The organism is Halogeometricum sp. CBA1124 (assembly GCF_009741955.1).
GTDB classification, from domain to species: domain Archaea; phylum Halobacteriota; class Halobacteria; order Halobacteriales; family Haloferacaceae; genus Halogeometricum; species Halogeometricum rufum.
On the sequence record NZ_WPCD01000070.1, the window covers coordinates 1 to 15,526 of the forward strand.

Sequence of the window (15,526 nt, forward strand, 5' to 3'; positions counted from 1 at the left end):
AGACGCGCGTGGCGCGAGCGCAAGGAGCGCTCCGTCGGCCTCTCCCGCCCTCACGTACGAGTACTTTCGAGCGCTCCCCGGGCGCGAAAGACCAGGACCTGCGGCAGGAGTCCGACTACGTCGAACGCGACGTACTCGCGTTCCCGACGTGGCCACACGAGATAATCCGGAACCTCGCCATCACGAGCTTCTTCGTGGGGATGATCCTGTTCCTCGCGGCGACGCTCCCGCCGCACATCGGCCCGCCCGCGAACGGCAGCGTCACGCCCGCTATCATCCTCCCCGCTGGTACCTCTACTGGTCGTTCGGCCTGCTCAAGCTGGGTCCGCTGAACCCCGAACTGAGCATCCTCGGCGGAACCAAGCTGATCGGCGACCGACCGTACGGCGTCGTCGCGAACATCGTCGTCGTCGGCATCATCGCCCTCGTCCCCTTCCTGAACAAGGGGTCGGCGCGGCGACCGGTCGAGGAACCGTTCTGGGCCAGCGTCGGCGTCGGCGGCGTCGTGTTCGCGTTCACCATCAGCGTCTACTCGGCGAAGAACCTCGTCCCGATGAACATCGACACGCTGTTCGACCTGACGTTCATCGCGCCCGTCGTCGCGGGCATCGTCTCCTACGCGGTGCTGAAGACGATGCGCGAGGGGTACATGTACGACCTGAACCGCCGGTACTACCGCCTCCGGCCGCCGAAGTAGGGGTCGCCGGTCGCTACCGGGGGCGGACTCCGAACGCCTTATACGGTCGCCCCCGATTGTCGAACCGTTCTGAATGTCTGACGAGACCCGAATCGGCGTCGACGTCGGGGGCACGTTCACCGACGTTGCGCTCCTGACGCCGAGCGACGACCTGGTGACCGCGAAAGTACCGAGCACGGACGACCAGAGCGTCGGCGTCGTCCGCGGGTTCGAGAAGGCCTGCGACGAGGCCGGAATCGACCCGGCCGACGTGGACGCGTTCACGCACGCGATGACCGTCTCGGTGAACGCACTGCTGGAGGACGACGGCGCGAAGACGGCCCTCGTCACCACCGAAGGGTTCCGCGACGTCCTCGAAATCGGTCGACAGGCGCGCCCGGACCTGTACGACGTGACCGCGGGCAAACCCGACCCCCTCGTTCCCCGCCGTCGGCGCTTCGAAGTCGCGGAGCGAGCGACGGTAGACGGCGTCGAGACGCACGCCGGCGACGACGAGGTGCGGCGCGTCGCCGAGGCAATACGGGACTGCGACGCCGAGAGCGTCGCCGTCTCGTTCCTGCACGCCTACCAACACCCCAAGAACGAACGGGCGGCCGCCGCCGTCCTCCGGGAGGAACTCGACGTGCCCGTCTCCGCCTCCCACGAGGTGCTGGCGGAGTTCCGCGAGTACGAACGCACCTCCACCACCGTCGTGGACGCGTACGTCACGCCGGTCATCGACGCCTACCTCGGCCGCCTCGAGGACCGCGCGGCCGAGATGGGCGTGCCGACGCCGCGAATCATGCAGGCGAACGGCGGCATCGCCCCCCGCGTCGACGGTGCGCGAACACGCGGTGACGACGACGATGTCCGGGCCCGCGGCGGGCGTCGTCGGCGCCGCGGCGACGGCGACGGGCGACGACGTGGACGGACTGGTCACCTTCGACATGGGCGGCACGTCCAGCGACGTGAGCCTCGTCCGTGACGGCGAGGTAGAGCGCACGACGGACGCCGAGATAAACGGCTGCCCCATCAAGACGCCGATGGTGGACGTCAACACCGTCGGGGCGGGCGGCGGGTCCGTCGCCTGGGTGGACGCGGGCGACGCTCTCCGCGTCGGCCCCCGGTCAGCAGGCGCGGACCCCGGACCCGCCTGCTACGGCCGCGGCGGCACCGACCCGACGGTGACCGACGCCAACGTCGTCCTCGGTTACATCGGCGGCAGTTCCGCCCTCGGGGGCGAACTCTCGCTGGACGTGGACGCCGCGCACGACGCGATGGAGTCGCTCTCCGACGACGCGGGACTCGACGACGCCCTCGACGCCGCGCGCGGCGTCTACCGCGTCGCCAACGCCAACATGCGCGCGCGATTCGCGCCGTGACGGTCGAACGCGGCCACGATCCCCGCGGGTTCGGACTCGTCGCCTTCGGCGGCGCAGGACCGATGCACGCCGCCGCACTCGCGGAGAGCCTCGCGTCGGCACCGTCGTCGTCCCGCGCGCCTGCGGCGTGCTCTCGGCGTACGGCCTCCTCGCGGCCGACGAGAAGCACGACTCCGTGCGCACGCTCCGGCAGTCCCTCGCGGACGTGGATGTGAGCGCCGTCGAGGCGCGTACGACGCCCTGCGGAGCGACGTGCTCTCGGACGTCGAGCGACCCGACGCCGCGACGGTTCGGCGCGCCGCCGACCTGCGGTACGTCGGTCAGAGCTTCGAACTCACGGTATCGGTGGACGAGACGTTCGACGCCGACGCCGTCGAAGCGCGGTTCCACGAGGCGCACGAGAGCGCCTACGGCTACCGGCTCTCCGACCCGGTGGAACTCGTCAACGTCCGCTCGACGGCCGTCGTCGAACGCGGCACACTCGGCGTCACGTACCGCGGAACCGGCGACGCGCGGAAGGACACCCGCGAGGCGTTCTTCGGCGGCGAGTTCCGCGAGACGCCCGTCTACGCCCGCGAGGGACTGCGCGACGGTGAAACGGTCGCGGGGCCGGCCGTCCTCGAACAGGCCGAGAGCACCATCGTCGTCCCGCCCGCGTGGGACGGAACGGTCCGACCGGACGGAACGCTCGTGCTGACCCGAGGAGGTGACGGGGAATGACCGGCGACGACGGCGACGCCGGGCGGGCGAACGCGGGCGCGAGACGGACGTCGACCCGGTCACGCTCGAAATCGTCCGCAACCAGTTCGAGAGCGTCGCCGAGGAGATGGGGCAGGTACTCGTCACCTCGTCGTACTCGCCGAACATCAAGGAGCGACGCGACTGCTCGACCGCCCTGTTCGACGCCGAGGGACGCCTCGTCGCGCAGGCCGAACACATCCCGGTCCACCTCGGCGCGATGCCCGAGGCGGTGGAGACGGTGCTCGACTACGACCCCGAACCGGGCGACGTGTTCGTCCTGAACGACCCGTTCGAGGGCGGGACGCACCTGCCGGACGTGACGCTGGTGTCTCCGCTCTCTGTCGACGGCGAGGTGCTCGGATACGCCGTCTCCCGCGCCCACCACGCCGACGTCGGGGGGATGACGCCCGGCAGCATGCCGGCCGGCGCGCGCGAAATCTACCAGGAGGGGCTCCGCCTCCCGCCGGTGCGACTCGTCGAGGGCGGCGAGACGAACGAGGACGTGCTGTCGATTCTGCTGGCGAACGTCCGCAACCCCGGAGAGCGTCGCGCGACGTGCGCGCGCAGAGAGCGGCGAACGAACGCGCCGAGGAGCGACTCCGCGACCTGGTGGCCGAACACGGCAGGGACCGAATCGTCGCGGCGTTCGACGCCGTGATCGGCTACTCGCGGGACCGCGTGACTGCGGAACTCCGCGCCCTGCCTGACGGCGAGTACCGCGCCCGCGACGTGTTGGAGGGCGACGGCGTCACCGACGACGACGTGCCTATCGAGGTGACGGTCACCATCGACGACGGGTCGGTCACCGTCGACTTCGACGGCACCGCACCGCAGGTGGCCGGCAACGTCAACGCCCCCCTCGCGGTGGCCAAATCGGCGGTCTACTTCGTCGTCCGGTGCGTGACGGACCCGGAGATTCCGCCGAATCAGGGCTGTTACGACCCCATCACCGTCTCGGTGCCGGACGGGTCGCTGTTGAACCCGGACCCGCCCGCCGCCGTCGTCGGCGGCAACGTCGAGACGAGTCAGCGCGTGACGGACGTCGTGTTCACGGCACTCGCCGACGCCGCGCCGGACCGCGTCCCCGCGCAGGGACAGGGGACGATGAACAACCTCACCATCGGCAGTCGCGCCGGCGGGGCCGACGGCTTCACCTACTACGAGACCATCGGCGGCGGGTTCGGCGGCCTGTCGAGCAGAGACGGGATGGACGGCGTCCAGGTCGGGATGACGAACACGCTCAACACGCCCGTCGAGGCGCTTGAGGCCGAGTATCCGCTGTTCGTCGAGGCGTACGGGCTCCGCGAGAACAGCGGGGGGCGGGGCCGACACCGCGGCGGCCTCGGCATCGTCCGGTCTGTCACCGTCGAGGCCGACGCCACCGTCTCGCTCCTGACCGAACGGCGACGCGTCGCCCCGCGCGGCATCGCGGGCGGCGAAGACGGCGCGACGGGCGAGAACCTCGTGGACGGCGCGTCCGTCCCGGCGAAGACGACGCGCGACGTGACCGCCGGGACGACGGTCACGGTTCGGACGCCCGGCGGCGGCGGGCACGGCGACCCCGCGGAACGCGACGAGGCGGACAGCGAACGCGACGAGGCGGACGAGAAGATGGACTGGTGACGGCGTGACCGCCGTCGACCCCGTTATCCGGTGAGCGTGACCGGCCGGTCCGCCGAGAGCATTACGTCGAGGGCGACGCTCCCGAGGAGGACCTTCTGGACGCCCGAGCGTTTCCGCCCGCCCATCACGATGCCGTCCGCGTCGCGTTCGTCGGCCGTGCGGAGAATCTTCCGTTCGACTTCGCCGCCCTCCGACAGGCGTTCGACAGACACGCCCGCGGTTTCGAGGCGGTCGCCGCCTCGACGGCGGCCTCGACCTCCGCGAACTCGTGCGGGGGCGCCCCCTTGTAGTCCTGGTGCGGGAACACGTAGTAGACGACGGCCTCGGCGTCCTCGGCGTTCGGGCGGGCGGCGACGTAGTCGGCCTGTCGAGTGGCGCGTTCGACGTCCCGGTCGACGGGGACGAGGAGCGTCTGCGTCCCCTCCCCGAACACCGACCGCTCGCCGGTGATGGTCACCGGCCGGTCCGTCGAGAGCATCACGTCGTGGACCGTACTCCCCAGCAGTAACGGCGTCACGCCCGAGCGTTTCCGGCCGCCCGCGACGATTTCGTCCGCGTCGAGTTCGTCGGCGGTGCGGACGATTTCGTCCGCGGGACTCCCGTCGCCGACGGCCCGCGTCACGGGTATCCCGGCGTCTTCGAGGTAGTCGACAGCCTCGACGGCCGACTCGACAGACTCGAACGCCACGTCGTCGGCCCTCTCGAACTCGTTCGGCGGCACCACGTACAGCACCGTCGCCGCCACGTCGCCGCCCGAACTCGCGAGTCGTTCGACGTACTTTGCCTGATAAAACGCGCGGTCCCTGTCTCTGTCGACTGGTACGAGTGCGGCGTACATCACGTCCGTAGATTATCACTATCGTTTGATATAGATACGACGCGGTTCCCACGGCGCAGGAAGACCCGGCGCACTCCGCGGTCGACCGTGACCGGCGACGGTGGCTACGTCCGGTCGACGGCCGTCCGCAGTCGCACGGAGAAGACGGAGCCGCGGGGTTCGTTGTCCGCTATCCACACTTCGCCGCCGTAGCCGTCGACGAGCGCCTGGACGAGGTAGAGACCGACGCCGGTCCCGGGACTCTCCAGTCCCTTGTTCCCGCGGCCGAATATCTCCTCGCGCCTGTCCGGCGGAATCCCGCGGCCGTCGTCCGCGACGCTGACGACGACGCTGTCGTCCGCCTCGGTCGCCGACACCGTCACCGTCGGAACGTCGGAGTCGTTGTGCCGGACACCGTTCGTGAGGAGGTTCCGGAAGACGGTTCCGAGGGTGTCGTCGGCGACGACGCAGACGTCCGGAATCTCGCCGGAGACGGTCACCTCGTAGTCGCCGTCGTCGGCCTGCATCGCTGCCACCTCGTCGTTCACGACGCGCCGCAGGGACACCGGTTCGAGTTCCGGCGCGTCCTCCAGCATCGTGCGCATCAGGCCGCGCATGGTCTCCGTGAGTTCGACGGCGTGTTCGCCGTTCCGGACGATGGTCGCGAGTCTGCGCTGGGCCTCCTCGTCCTCGACGAGCGATTCGAGGAGGTTCGCGTTGCCGAGGACGACGGACATGTCGTTTCTGACGTCGTGGCGGACTATCTGGTTGAGGAGTCTGAGCCGCTCGTTCTGCTCCTCAATCGCGCGCTTTTGCTCCTGCAGAGCCGTCACGTCGCGGAGGACGACGACCCAGCCGACGCGTTTCCCGCGGCGCCGGAGGCGTTGCGTGCGGACGCTGAGGAACGCCGGCGTCTCGTCCTCGCCGTCGATTCGGACCTCGGCGGCGGACGCGTCTTCGAGAGCCACGTCCGGGAACGCCTCGTCGAAGGAATCACCCAGCGTGCCGTTCAGACTGGCGAAGAGGCGTTCACCGCGGTCGTTCGCGTGGACGACTCGACGGTCCGTATCGACGACGAGGACGCCGTCGGGCGAGGCCGCCATCGCGGTCGTGTAGGCTATCGGTGGGAGGTCCAGCAGGCGGTATCTGAACAGGGCGACCCCGAGCGCAACCGTCGTGACCGCGGTCGACGTGGGGACGAAGTTGACGCTGTCCGCGGTGAAGGGCGGGACGCCCGCGTACGTCGCCGCGACGACGAGGATAGGCGCTCCGATGCCGAGGCCGAGAAGCGCCGCCTGCGGCAGGTACGCCCGCCCGAGCCTGACCGCCTCCACCCCGACGATGGCCACCGCGACCAGCGACAGCAGGGCGTTGTAGAGCAGTTGAAGCGGGACGTGCGCGGGCCCGACGTCCACTCGCAGGACGAGGAGACCGCCCGTCTCGACGAGGCGTGTCCCCTCGACCGCGAGGCCGCCGGGGTTCGTGAACAGAAGTAGCAGATAGACGACGGGCACGCTCAGGAGGGCGGCGACGACGGCGGGTCGGAGCCACTCGTCGCGGTCGGTGTACGCCAGCGCGAACAACAGGCTGAACGCGCCTATCGGGGCCGCGCCGAGGTAGAGCAGGCGATAGGCGAGCAGTTTGACCGCGGGGTCGGTGCTGAGGAGTTTGAGCGCCGAGAAGCCGGACCACAGCGAGAGCGCCGCCGTCGCGAACACGAACGTCACGAGGACCGGCGTCCGGCCGTTCCGGTCGATGTACGCGAGTCCGTACGCCCCGAGCGCAGCCGCGAGAACGGCTGCGAAGAGGGTCGGATAGGCGTAGAGAGTGTGTTGCCACGTCATACGAGCGGGGAATTACAGAGACATTCTGCGTTGGACGAATAGTAGCATAAGTGTACTCATCTACCGAAAACGAGCGTCGACTTATACAGCACAGCGCCGTACGATGACATATGGCACGGGACCGGGACGGGGAAGGCGCGGCACCGCTCTCGCCCGACGACGCGTTCACGCTGTTGGGAAACGAGACGCGAATCGCCATCCTGCGGGCGCTCTGGGACGCGTACGACCCGCACGAGGCGGACGGTGCCGTCTCGTTCTCGGACCTGTTCGACCGGGTCGACGTCGACGACTCGGGGAACTTCAACTACCACCTCGGAAGGCTGACCGGTCACTTCGTCCGGCGGACGGCGGACGGCTACCGACTGGCCGCCCCCGGGTTTAGAGTCGTGCGCGCCGTCGTCGCGGGCGGCGTCACCGGCGACCCGACGGTCAGTCCGTCCCCCGTCGACGCCGACTGCCCCCTGTGCGGGAGTCCGGTCGAGATAACGCACGGGGACGGGACGACGTGGGCCCGATGCACGGCGTGCGAGGGATACTGGCCCCGGAGAGGCGGGGAGATATTCGGGTTCAGCCTCCCGCCCGCGGGCCTCCGTGGCCGCGACGCCGACGGGGTGCTGGACGCGACCATCGCCTACTCCATCCACCGGTTCGAGGCGATGTGCGACGGGGTCTGGTCCGGAGTGCGGGAGCGGCGGTGGACTCGTCGCTCGCGGTGTGCGCGGACCACGACGCGGACGGTAGCATCTGCAACGCGTGCGACTCCCGTTTCGCGGCCGTCCTGACGTTCGCCTGCACCGCCTGCAAGTTCGACTGGCGCAGTCCGTCGTACGCCGCCGTCTCCCACCACCCGGCGCTCGTCGCCTTCTACTTCGACCGGGGGGTCGAACACGTCCCGGCCACGTGGGACGGACTCCGCCGCGGACTCGACTGGCGCGAGGAGGTCCTGACGACTGACCCGCCCGCCGTCCGGGTCACCGCCGCCCACGGGCCGGACCGACTCGCGTTCGTCGTGGACGCGGCCGGGTCCGTCGCCAGCGTCACCGAACGGTCGGTTGGCCAACAGTAAACGCCTGCTGAGTACGACTATATCGACTGCAACGAGCAGTTAGCACGCGATGGAGACACAGACCAAGACCGACTCGCACGCGCCGCGACCGCCCGCCGCCGGCGCGACCGAACCGGGAGACGAAGACGAGGACGCGGGAGGTGAAGACGATGACGCTGGCGACGATACCGCGATACGACGGCGCGTGCGTGGCCGAGTGCGGTGACCGCGCGGTGGTCGTCGGCGGGGGCGTGGCCGGACTGCTCGCGGCCCGCGTCCTCGCCGACGCGTTCGCCGAGGTGACCGTCGTCGAACGCGACTCACTGCCGGACGACCCGGTCGCCCGCCGCGGCGTGCCGCAGGGGCGGCATCCCCACGCGCTTCTGGAGGCCGGGCGCGCGACGATGGCTGACCTCCTCCCCGGCTACGCCGAGGACGTGATTTCGGCCGGCGGCGTCGTGACCGACTTCGCGGGCGACGTCCGGTTCTACGACGAGGGCGCGTTCCTCGCGGACGGCCCCGCCCGGATGGAGACTGTCTCGGCGACCAGACCGCTGTTCGAGCACGTGATTCGCCGCCACGTCGCCGCCCGCGACGGCGTCGAGATACGCACGAACTGCCGGGGCGGCGACTACCTCCTCGACGACGCGGGGACGACGGTCCGAGGTGTCGTGCTCCGAGAAGGGACCGACCGGGACGCGGTGGAGTTGCCGGCCGACCTGGTCGTGGACGCCACCGGCCGAGCGAGCAAGACGCCGAACTGGCTCGAAACGCACGGCTACGAGTCGCCGCCGACGGACGAAGTCCGAATCGAGATGACGTACAGCACCACCTTCGTGGACCGGCCCCCGAGCGACCGACGGACGTTCCTCGTCCCGGCATCTGCGCCACGCACGCGCGGCGGGATGGCCGCCCCCGTCGAGGGAAATCGCTGGGTGGTGAACCTGCAGGGCGTCCACGGCACCGTCCCGCCGACCGACCGCGACGCGTTCGCCGAGTACGCCGCGAGCCTCCCGGTCCCCGAGATTGCTAGACTGCTGGAGCGCCACGACTGGGCGGCCGACGGTATCGACCACTACCCGTTCCCGACGAACAGGCGACACCGCTACGAGGACCTCGACCGCTTCCCCGACGGGTTGCTCGTCATCGGCGACGCCGTCGCCAGTTTCAACCCGGTGTACGCGCAGGGGATGTCCGTCGCCGCGCTCGAAGCGTTGGTGCTACATCACGTGCTCGCAGACGGCCGCGAGAACCTCGCACCGCGGTTCTTCGACCGCGTCGAGGGCGTCGTCGACGGCGCGTGGTCGCTCGCTGTCGGGGCCGACTTCGGTTTCACGGAGACGACCGGCCCGAAGCCCCGCGGCACGGCCTTCTTCGGCTGGTATCTCGGACGCCTGCTCCGCCACGCGCACACCGACGGCGCACTGACGGACGCGTTCGTGCGCGTCCTCACGATGGAACGGCCGCCGTCGTCGCTGTTGCGTCCGGGAGTGGTGCGGCGCGTCCTCCTCCCTCCGCCGAGCGGCGGCCACCACGAGAGCGAAGCCGACCCGCACCGGTACGAGGAGGGAAGACCGTCGTCGAGTCTCCGGTGAGTCGCGCGACTTACCCCCGGAGTTCGGTTCGGACCGACGGCAGGAGGGCGAGGCCGGCCAAGAGGAGGCCCAGCCCCCCGTAGACGAAGTGCAACACGTTCACCATCTGCAGCAGGTACATCTGGGCGAGAATCCACCCGACCAGGAGTATCCCGAGGCCGAGGGCCGCGTGCCACGCCCAGACGCGCCGGCGAACGACTCCGTACAGGACGGCGAACGACCCGACGCCGAACACGGTGAACAGGAACAGTCCGGGGAGGAAGTAGTCCGGGAACGGCGTCCCGACCAGCCACTCCGCGGGCATGTTCATCCGCGACCCCGACGGGTCGAAGAGCAGGTTTCCGCCCCCGAACAGGGCGGTCACGCCCAGTCCGAACGCGCCGACGACGTAGAGCCAGAGCGCGAGCCGTCGCGAGTCGGTCGGTCTGAATCGTCTCTCCTCGGTCGCTGTCGTCATCTCGGTGTCCTCCGTCCGAGAGTACGGCCCGAGCGAGGATGGCTTCACAGCTGATTCCTATCGACCGAGAATCACGTTCCGAGAGTACCGCTCGTCGGCCGTAACGGCGTCTGCCCGGACCGGCTATCGCTCCTCCTCGGGGGCGCGCGCGACGATATCGAGCAACCGCACGCGGGGGCCGTTCGACAGTCGGGCCGGCCCGTACACGGCGAGGACGACGGCGGCGGCGCAGGCGACGACGAGGGCGTAGGAGCCGTAGCCGGTGACCGTCCGTATCGCCTCGACGCCGCCCGTCGGGAAGTAGCCGCCGACGGGGTTGATGCCGGCGTGGAGGAGCATGGGGACGAACACGCTCCCGGAGGCGTTGTAGAGCCACGTGAAGACGACCGAGACGGCCAGCACCGCAACGACGTAGGGACCGAGCGGGAGGTCACTCTGGGGACTGGCCGGGAGCAAGAACAGGGGGAGGTGCCAGAGCGCCCAGACGGCACCGACGCCGAGACTCGCCGTCGCCGCCGAGAAGCGCTGCTGAAGCGCCGGTACCGCGAAGGCGCGCCAGCCCAGTTCCTCCTGCCCGCCGCCGACGAAGAACACGACGACGACGGCGACGGGGTAGAACCACAGCGGGTTGACGGCGTCGAGGTCGAAGCTGGCACCGAACGCCGTCGCGTGGACGAGACCGGCGAGCGCGACGAACACCGGCGGGAGCACGAGCGCGAACCCGTACCAGCGGAGGGGAAGGCGGAGTCGAACGTTCGCGCGGAGCCAGTCGCGGACGCGCCACCCCGACGCCCACAGGGCGAGGACCGACCCGACGAACGGACCGAACCCGCCGACTCTCGCCAGCAGTCCCGTCGCCGACGCGGGCACCGCGTCCGTGAGCAGCAGCGACCAGAGCCCCCACGAGAACGCCAGCGTCCCCGCCAGAAAGAGGCCGAACGCTCGCAGCGCGGCGTCCTCTTCGGCCACCGCTCGCTTCCTGCGGACGGATTCGGCGTCGCGAGTGAACGAGGAGTCCGACGCGTCGTCGGGCATCGGAACTCACCGCCCCTCCGGCCGGTGGTCGGCGTGAGCGTCGCGGGTCATACCGTGCGATACGTCAACGAGTCAAAAAACGGTTCGTCCCGATTGCCGCCGGACGAGAAGCGGCCGGCGACGGCCGCCACGGGAGAAGGCCGCGACGGGCTCCGAGCGGTCGGAGAGCGTGCGGCGGCGGACGCACGGACGACGGCGAACGGGTTCCTGTACGCACGTACACCCGGTCTTCTGAATCTCGCGAACGACAGGTGTACGGCCGTACACGGCAGAAAACTGGCCCGAACGGTCTCGGCGACTTATGGGGCGACCGGTCGGTACGTCGAACCGTGATGTCGCCCAGCAGACAGCGACGACCCACGCGGACGAGGTATCGAACGGCGAACGAACGACGCGTCCGGACGCGGACGGCATCGACTTCGACTGCGCGCGGCGTCCGAGTCGCGAATCCGGAGGGACGATGAGCCTCGTGAGGGATCGCCTCGGCGGCACCGGTCCGAGCCGGTTTCCGCGGGGACGCACAGTCGTCGCGGCACTCGCCATCACCGTCGCGGCCCTCGCCGTCGGCGTCGTCGGAATCGTCGTGACCGGGGCCGTGGAGTCACTCCTCGGCGTCGGCGACACCGCCGTCGTCCGGGTCCTCGACGGCAACTACATCCAAATCGGCTTCGCGGCGTTCGCCGTCGCCTACCTCCTGTGGCGAGGCGACTGGGAGCGATACGTCAAGGTCCGCAGGCCGACAGTCGAGGACGCCGGGTGGATACTCGTCATCCCGGTCGTCTTCGCGGCCCAGAGCGTCGTCCTCCCACCGATTCTGGCGGCGGTCGGTCTCCCGCATCCGAACCCGACCACCGGGAACGAGCAGTTGGCGCTGGAGACGCGACCGCTGCTGTGGCCCGTCGCGTTCGTCGGCCTGTACCTGTTCGCCGCGCCGGCCGAGGAACTGGTGTACCGCGGTATCGTCCAGGGTCGGCTCCGGGAGTCGTTCGACACCGTGGGCGTCGTCCTCTTCGGCGGCCTGCTGTTCGGGTTCATGCACTTCCTCGTCGGCCTGCTGACGTGGGGAGTCGCCCTCGGCGGGAGCATCTACTGGGGCCTCTCGACCACGATTCCGGGGCTTGTGTGGGGGTACGCCTACGAGCGGACCGAGAACCTCGCGGTGACCGCCGTCACCCACGCGATGTCGTGGACGATAGCCGTCCACGAGATCGTCCTCCAGTTCCTGCCGGTGTGACCCGCCCGCGGCGGCGAGGAGCAGACGGTGGCGTCCGCGGCGGTCTCACAGTTCGTCCCACACCTGTCGAAGCTTCGCCCCCGGACGACGCACCCACTCGACGACGCCGCGGAACGCGCCAGCGGGCGTCCGTCGAAGCAACCGGACCCACGGCAGGACGTCGTGCTTCAGCGTCTGCGCCCCCTTGACGAGGAACACCCCCGTGAGCGCGAACGCGACGACGAGGACGCAGAGGTACACCGAAATCCCGACGAACGTGTTCTCGCCGATGAGGCCCCGCGCCGTCGCCGCGTTCGCCAGCGTCACGACGAACAGGGGGAGTGCCCCGGCGGCGGCGAGTTTGAGCAGGACGTCCGCCCGTTCGTCCCACCGGTTGGGCGCGAGTCGTTCCGCGACGGTCCGTTCGGCGTCGCGCCGTATCTCCGTCTCGGTGCGGAGGTCCAGTTCGTCGAGGCTCGGCGTTCCGTCGGACGCCGCCGCGTCGGCCCCGGCCTCGCGGGCACGCCTCACTACCGCGTCGCGTTCGATTCCTTCGAGTACCCGGAGGCGTTCGACGAACAGCGTCGCGTTCGCGAGTGCGGCCTCCACCTCGTCGTCGGGGACGTCCTCGAACGCGAGGTCGAACTGTCGGTCGGGGTACGCCGCGAGCGGTTCGAAGTCGAACGCACCGGCACGGATGCGCTCGCGTATCTGCCGTTGGTCGCGACGGCGTTGCTGCTCGTTCAACTCCTCGAACTCGTCGCGGATGCGGCGACGCTGCGTCTTGGTGAGGAGGGACGCTGGACGGCCAGTCATACGTCCGACACGAACCCGGTAGCTCAAAATAGTTCGAGAAATCGTCCGACCGGCGGCGAGGAGGCAGGGACGCGCACGGGGAGAGAGGGGCGCACGCGTGAGCGGGCCTGTAACGCGAGTAGTGAGAAATAGTTAACAGGAGTCTGGATGAATCCCCGCCCATGGCAGTCCTGAATGCCCTCCGCGAGACGCCCGGCGCTCTCCTGCGCAATCCGGTCGTCTTCGTCCCCGTACTCGTACTGATGCTGTTTCAAGCGCCCCAGATGGTGTTGCAGACGGTGAATCCGCTCCTCGGCAGCGTCGTCTCGCTGGCGCTCTCGCTGCTCTTCATCTTCGTGACGCCGTTCTTCCAGGCGGGACTCATCGGCATGGCGGACGAAGCCCTCGACGGCCCCACGTCGATTGGACGCTTCCTCAGCGCGGGGAAGGCGAACTACGTCTCCGTCCTCGTCGCGTACCTCGTCCTCGTCGCCGTCAACTTCGCCGTCGGTTTCGTCGTCTTCGTCGGCGCCATCTTCGGCGGGGTGGCGCTCTTCGGCGACGCGAGTGGCGGCCCGGGCCTCGCCGTCCTCGCCGTCGTCGGCGTCGTCGCCGCCGTCGGCGTCCTCGCGTACCTCCTGTTCGTCTTCTTCGTGCAGTTCTACGGACAGGCCATCGTCGTCAGCGGCCTCGACGCCGTCGCGGCGCTGAAACACAGCGTCTCGGTGGTGCGGCACCACCTCCTGAGCGCGTTCGGGTACTCGGTGCTCGTGGGCGTCTTCGGTGCGGTGGCCGGCGGCGTCTTCGTCCTCGGGGCGTCGCTCGCCACCCCGCAGTCGCCGCACCTCGTCGCGGCGCCGCAGGGAACGTTGCTCGGTGCCGTCGCGGTGGCCGCCCTCCTCGCTGTCGTCGGGTCGCTGTTCGGCAGCTTCTTCGGCGTCTTCTCCGTCGCGTTCTACCGCCGCATCGACACGAGGGCCGGCCGCGAGACGGTGTAGCCCCGAGCGACGCGCCGCCGCGCCGGACCGTCGCGGTAGACGGTCGTCACGACGCCGCTCAGCGGCGGACTCTGTCCGGAGTCGTGGGCAAGTCGAAACCGGCGTACGGGAGCGAGGCGTCGTTCCGAATCAACTGCTCCTCGGCGATGGTCAACCCGAGCGCACTCAACTCGCGGGCGATGCGCGTCAGGTCGTCGCCGTCCTCGCCGACGACGGTGACGACGACGTTCCGTTCGCCGGTGGCGAGTTCGCGGACGCCGACGACGCCGTCCACGCCCGACGCCTCCTCACAGAGGCAGTCACGCTCGGGTATCGGCGCGGTGCAGACTATCTGGACGAACAGTTGGTAGCCCGCCCGGCCGTAGTCCACGTCGGCCCCGTACCGGCGGACGATGCCCTCGTCTTCGAGTCGCTGGATGCGCTTTCGGACCGTGCTGGGCGACGCCGAGACGTCGGCCGCGATGTCCCGCGAGGAGACGTGTCGCGCGTCTCGCTGCAACTCGTAGATGATTCGCCGGTCGAGTTCGTCGAGTCCCTGCAGCGTCATCCCACGCCCTCCGAACAGCCGGCCCGACGGCGGTCGTTCCGGGTCATTCGCCTCGCTCCGTCGGGTACAGGGCGTCCAGACAGTCGTCGGTGAGCGTCGGAACTGCGATCTCGTTCCCGGCCTTCACCTTCACGATGACGCCCTCGGTGTCCGAGATGTACAGGTGGACCGCCGTCGCGCGCTCGTGTTGGATGACGAGCATCTGCGCCGGACCGAGGTGCGAGTACACCTCCTCGACGTACGGGCGACGGAACAGCGCAATCGAGCGGTGGACGACGACGTCGAACTCGTGGCTGGACAGTTCCGTCTTGAGGTCCGGTCTGATGTAGCGCATCTGGTAGTCGTACGTCGTCGCGTCGAACGAGGCCACCCAGCGGAGGTCCTCGCCGAACCGGTCTCTGAGGAACGCGAGGAGGCTGTCGTAGTCGGGCTTCGAGTCGTACGTATCTGTGGATGTCATGATGGTGGATGCGTCGGTCAGGCGAGTGCCGCGACGAGGAGCGCGAGACCCGTCGTCGCGGCGAGTGCGAGCAACGCCGTTCGGAGCGTCGTCTCGGCGTCCGCCGGGTCACGACCGACGTGTGACCCGAGGCGGTCGGACAGGGTTATTCCCGCCTCGGTGGCCGCCTCGCCGGTCCGAACGGCGAGCGACGAGACTCCCGTCGCGAGTCTCGCGGCCAAGGGGTGCAGTACGCGGTCGACGTCGACCGGGTGGACGCGCGAAATCGGCGTCCGGAGGAGGGCGAAGGCGGCGACGC

General features: G+C 69.7%; 13 protein-coding genes and 4 pseudogenes. 8 read left to right on the forward strand and 9 right to left on the reverse strand.

Annotation, left to right across the window (positions count from 1 at the left end; genetic code table 11):
* From GJ632_RS10450 to GJ632_RS10460, 3 pseudogenes are all read left to right on the forward strand, one after another.
* Window positions 1-697 (forward strand): annotated as a pseudogene (locus GJ632_RS10450) (cytochrome bc complex cytochrome b subunit); the annotation flags it as partial.
* 73 nt (window positions 698-770) lie between these two features.
* Window positions 771-2,778: pseudogene (locus tag GJ632_RS10455) on the forward strand (hydantoinase/oxoprolinase family protein).
* 106 nt (window positions 2,779-2,884) lie between these two features.
* Window positions 2,885-4,422, forward strand: a pseudogene (locus GJ632_RS10460) (hydantoinase B/oxoprolinase family protein).
* Between the two features lie 23 nt (window positions 4,423-4,445).
* Here GJ632_RS10460 and GJ632_RS22075 read toward each other — a convergent pair.
* The 3 genes from GJ632_RS22075 to GJ632_RS10470 form a co-directional block, all read right to left on the reverse strand.
* Window positions 4,446-4,634, reverse strand: a complete 189-nt coding sequence (locus tag GJ632_RS22075; RefSeq protein ID WP_343161124.1) for a universal stress protein — start codon at window positions 4,632-4,634, stop codon at window positions 4,446-4,448.
* Window positions 4,547-5,260, reverse strand: coding sequence for a universal stress protein (locus GJ632_RS10465; protein ID WP_197427962.1), 714 nt, complete (start codon window positions 5,258-5,260; stop codon window positions 4,547-4,549). Before GJ632_RS10465 ends, GJ632_RS22075 begins: the two co-directional genes overlap by 88 nt.
* Window positions 5,261-5,364: 104 nt before the next feature.
* A complete protein-coding gene (locus GJ632_RS10470) occupies window positions 5,365-7,083 on the reverse strand; it encodes a histidine kinase N-terminal 7TM domain-containing protein (protein WP_191452877.1) in 1,719 nt (572 codons plus the stop codon).
* Between the two features lie 110 nt (window positions 7,084-7,193).
* Between GJ632_RS10470 and GJ632_RS10475 the strand changes: the two genes are divergently transcribed.
* From GJ632_RS10475 to GJ632_RS10485, 3 genes are all read left to right on the forward strand, one after another.
* Complete coding sequence (locus tag GJ632_RS10475) at window positions 7,194-7,865, forward strand: helix-turn-helix transcriptional regulator (protein WP_191452878.1); 672 nt, start codon at window positions 7,194-7,196, stop codon at window positions 7,863-7,865.
* Window positions 7,796-8,149, forward strand: coding sequence for a hypothetical protein (locus tag GJ632_RS10480; protein ID WP_191452879.1), 354 nt, complete (start codon window positions 7,796-7,798; stop codon window positions 8,147-8,149). Before GJ632_RS10475 ends, GJ632_RS10480 begins: the two co-directional genes overlap by 70 nt.
* A gap of 149 nt (window positions 8,150-8,298) precedes the next feature.
* Complete coding sequence (locus GJ632_RS10485) at window positions 8,299-9,723, forward strand: NAD(P)/FAD-dependent oxidoreductase (protein ID WP_191452886.1); 1,425 nt, start codon at window positions 8,299-8,301, stop codon at window positions 9,721-9,723.
* A 10-nt stretch (window positions 9,724-9,733) separates the two neighbouring features.
* Here the strand turns inward: GJ632_RS10485 and GJ632_RS10490 are convergent, their stop codons facing one another.
* Together GJ632_RS10490 and GJ632_RS10495 are read right to left on the reverse strand one after the other, a co-directional pair.
* Complete coding sequence (locus GJ632_RS10490; RefSeq protein WP_191452880.1) at window positions 9,734-10,180, reverse strand: hypothetical protein; 447 nt, start codon at window positions 10,178-10,180, stop codon at window positions 9,734-9,736.
* A 123-nt stretch (window positions 10,181-10,303) separates the two neighbouring features.
* Window positions 10,304-11,215, reverse strand: coding sequence for a CPBP family intramembrane glutamic endopeptidase (locus GJ632_RS10495; RefSeq protein WP_191452881.1), 912 nt, complete (start codon window positions 11,213-11,215; stop codon window positions 10,304-10,306).
* A 301-nt stretch (window positions 11,216-11,516) separates the two neighbouring features.
* Between GJ632_RS10495 and GJ632_RS10500 the strand changes: the two genes are divergently transcribed.
* Complete coding sequence (locus GJ632_RS10500) at window positions 11,517-12,449, forward strand: CPBP family intramembrane glutamic endopeptidase (RefSeq protein WP_191452882.1); 933 nt, start codon at window positions 11,517-11,519, stop codon at window positions 12,447-12,449.
* A gap of 45 nt (window positions 12,450-12,494) precedes the next feature.
* Here the strand turns inward: GJ632_RS10500 and GJ632_RS10505 are convergent, their stop codons facing one another.
* Window positions 12,495-13,244, reverse strand: coding sequence for a hypothetical protein (locus GJ632_RS10505; protein WP_191452883.1), 750 nt, complete (start codon window positions 13,242-13,244; stop codon window positions 12,495-12,497).
* A gap of 161 nt (window positions 13,245-13,405) precedes the next feature.
* Between GJ632_RS10505 and GJ632_RS10510 the strand changes: the two genes are divergently transcribed.
* Window positions 13,406-14,221, forward strand: coding sequence for a hypothetical protein (locus GJ632_RS10510; protein WP_191452884.1), 816 nt, complete (start codon window positions 13,406-13,408; stop codon window positions 14,219-14,221).
* A gap of 58 nt (window positions 14,222-14,279) precedes the next feature.
* Here GJ632_RS10510 and GJ632_RS10515 read toward each other — a convergent pair whose 3' ends face one another.
* From GJ632_RS10515 to GJ632_RS22080, 3 genes and pseudogenes are all read right to left on the reverse strand, one after another.
* Window positions 14,280-14,768 (reverse strand): Lrp/AsnC family transcriptional regulator, encoded by a 489-nt coding sequence (locus GJ632_RS10515; RefSeq protein ID WP_191452885.1) that lies wholly within the window; start codon window positions 14,766-14,768, stop codon window positions 14,280-14,282.
* 43 nt (window positions 14,769-14,811) lie between these two features.
* Window positions 14,812-15,228 carry a hypothetical protein gene (locus tag GJ632_RS10520; RefSeq protein WP_089809842.1) on the reverse strand — a complete coding sequence of 139 codons (417 nt, stop codon included), beginning with the start codon at window positions 15,226-15,228 and terminating at the stop codon, window positions 14,812-14,814.
* A gap of 17 nt (window positions 15,229-15,245) precedes the next feature.
* Window positions 15,246-15,526 (reverse strand): annotated as a pseudogene (locus GJ632_RS22080) (cation:proton antiporter); the annotation flags it as partial.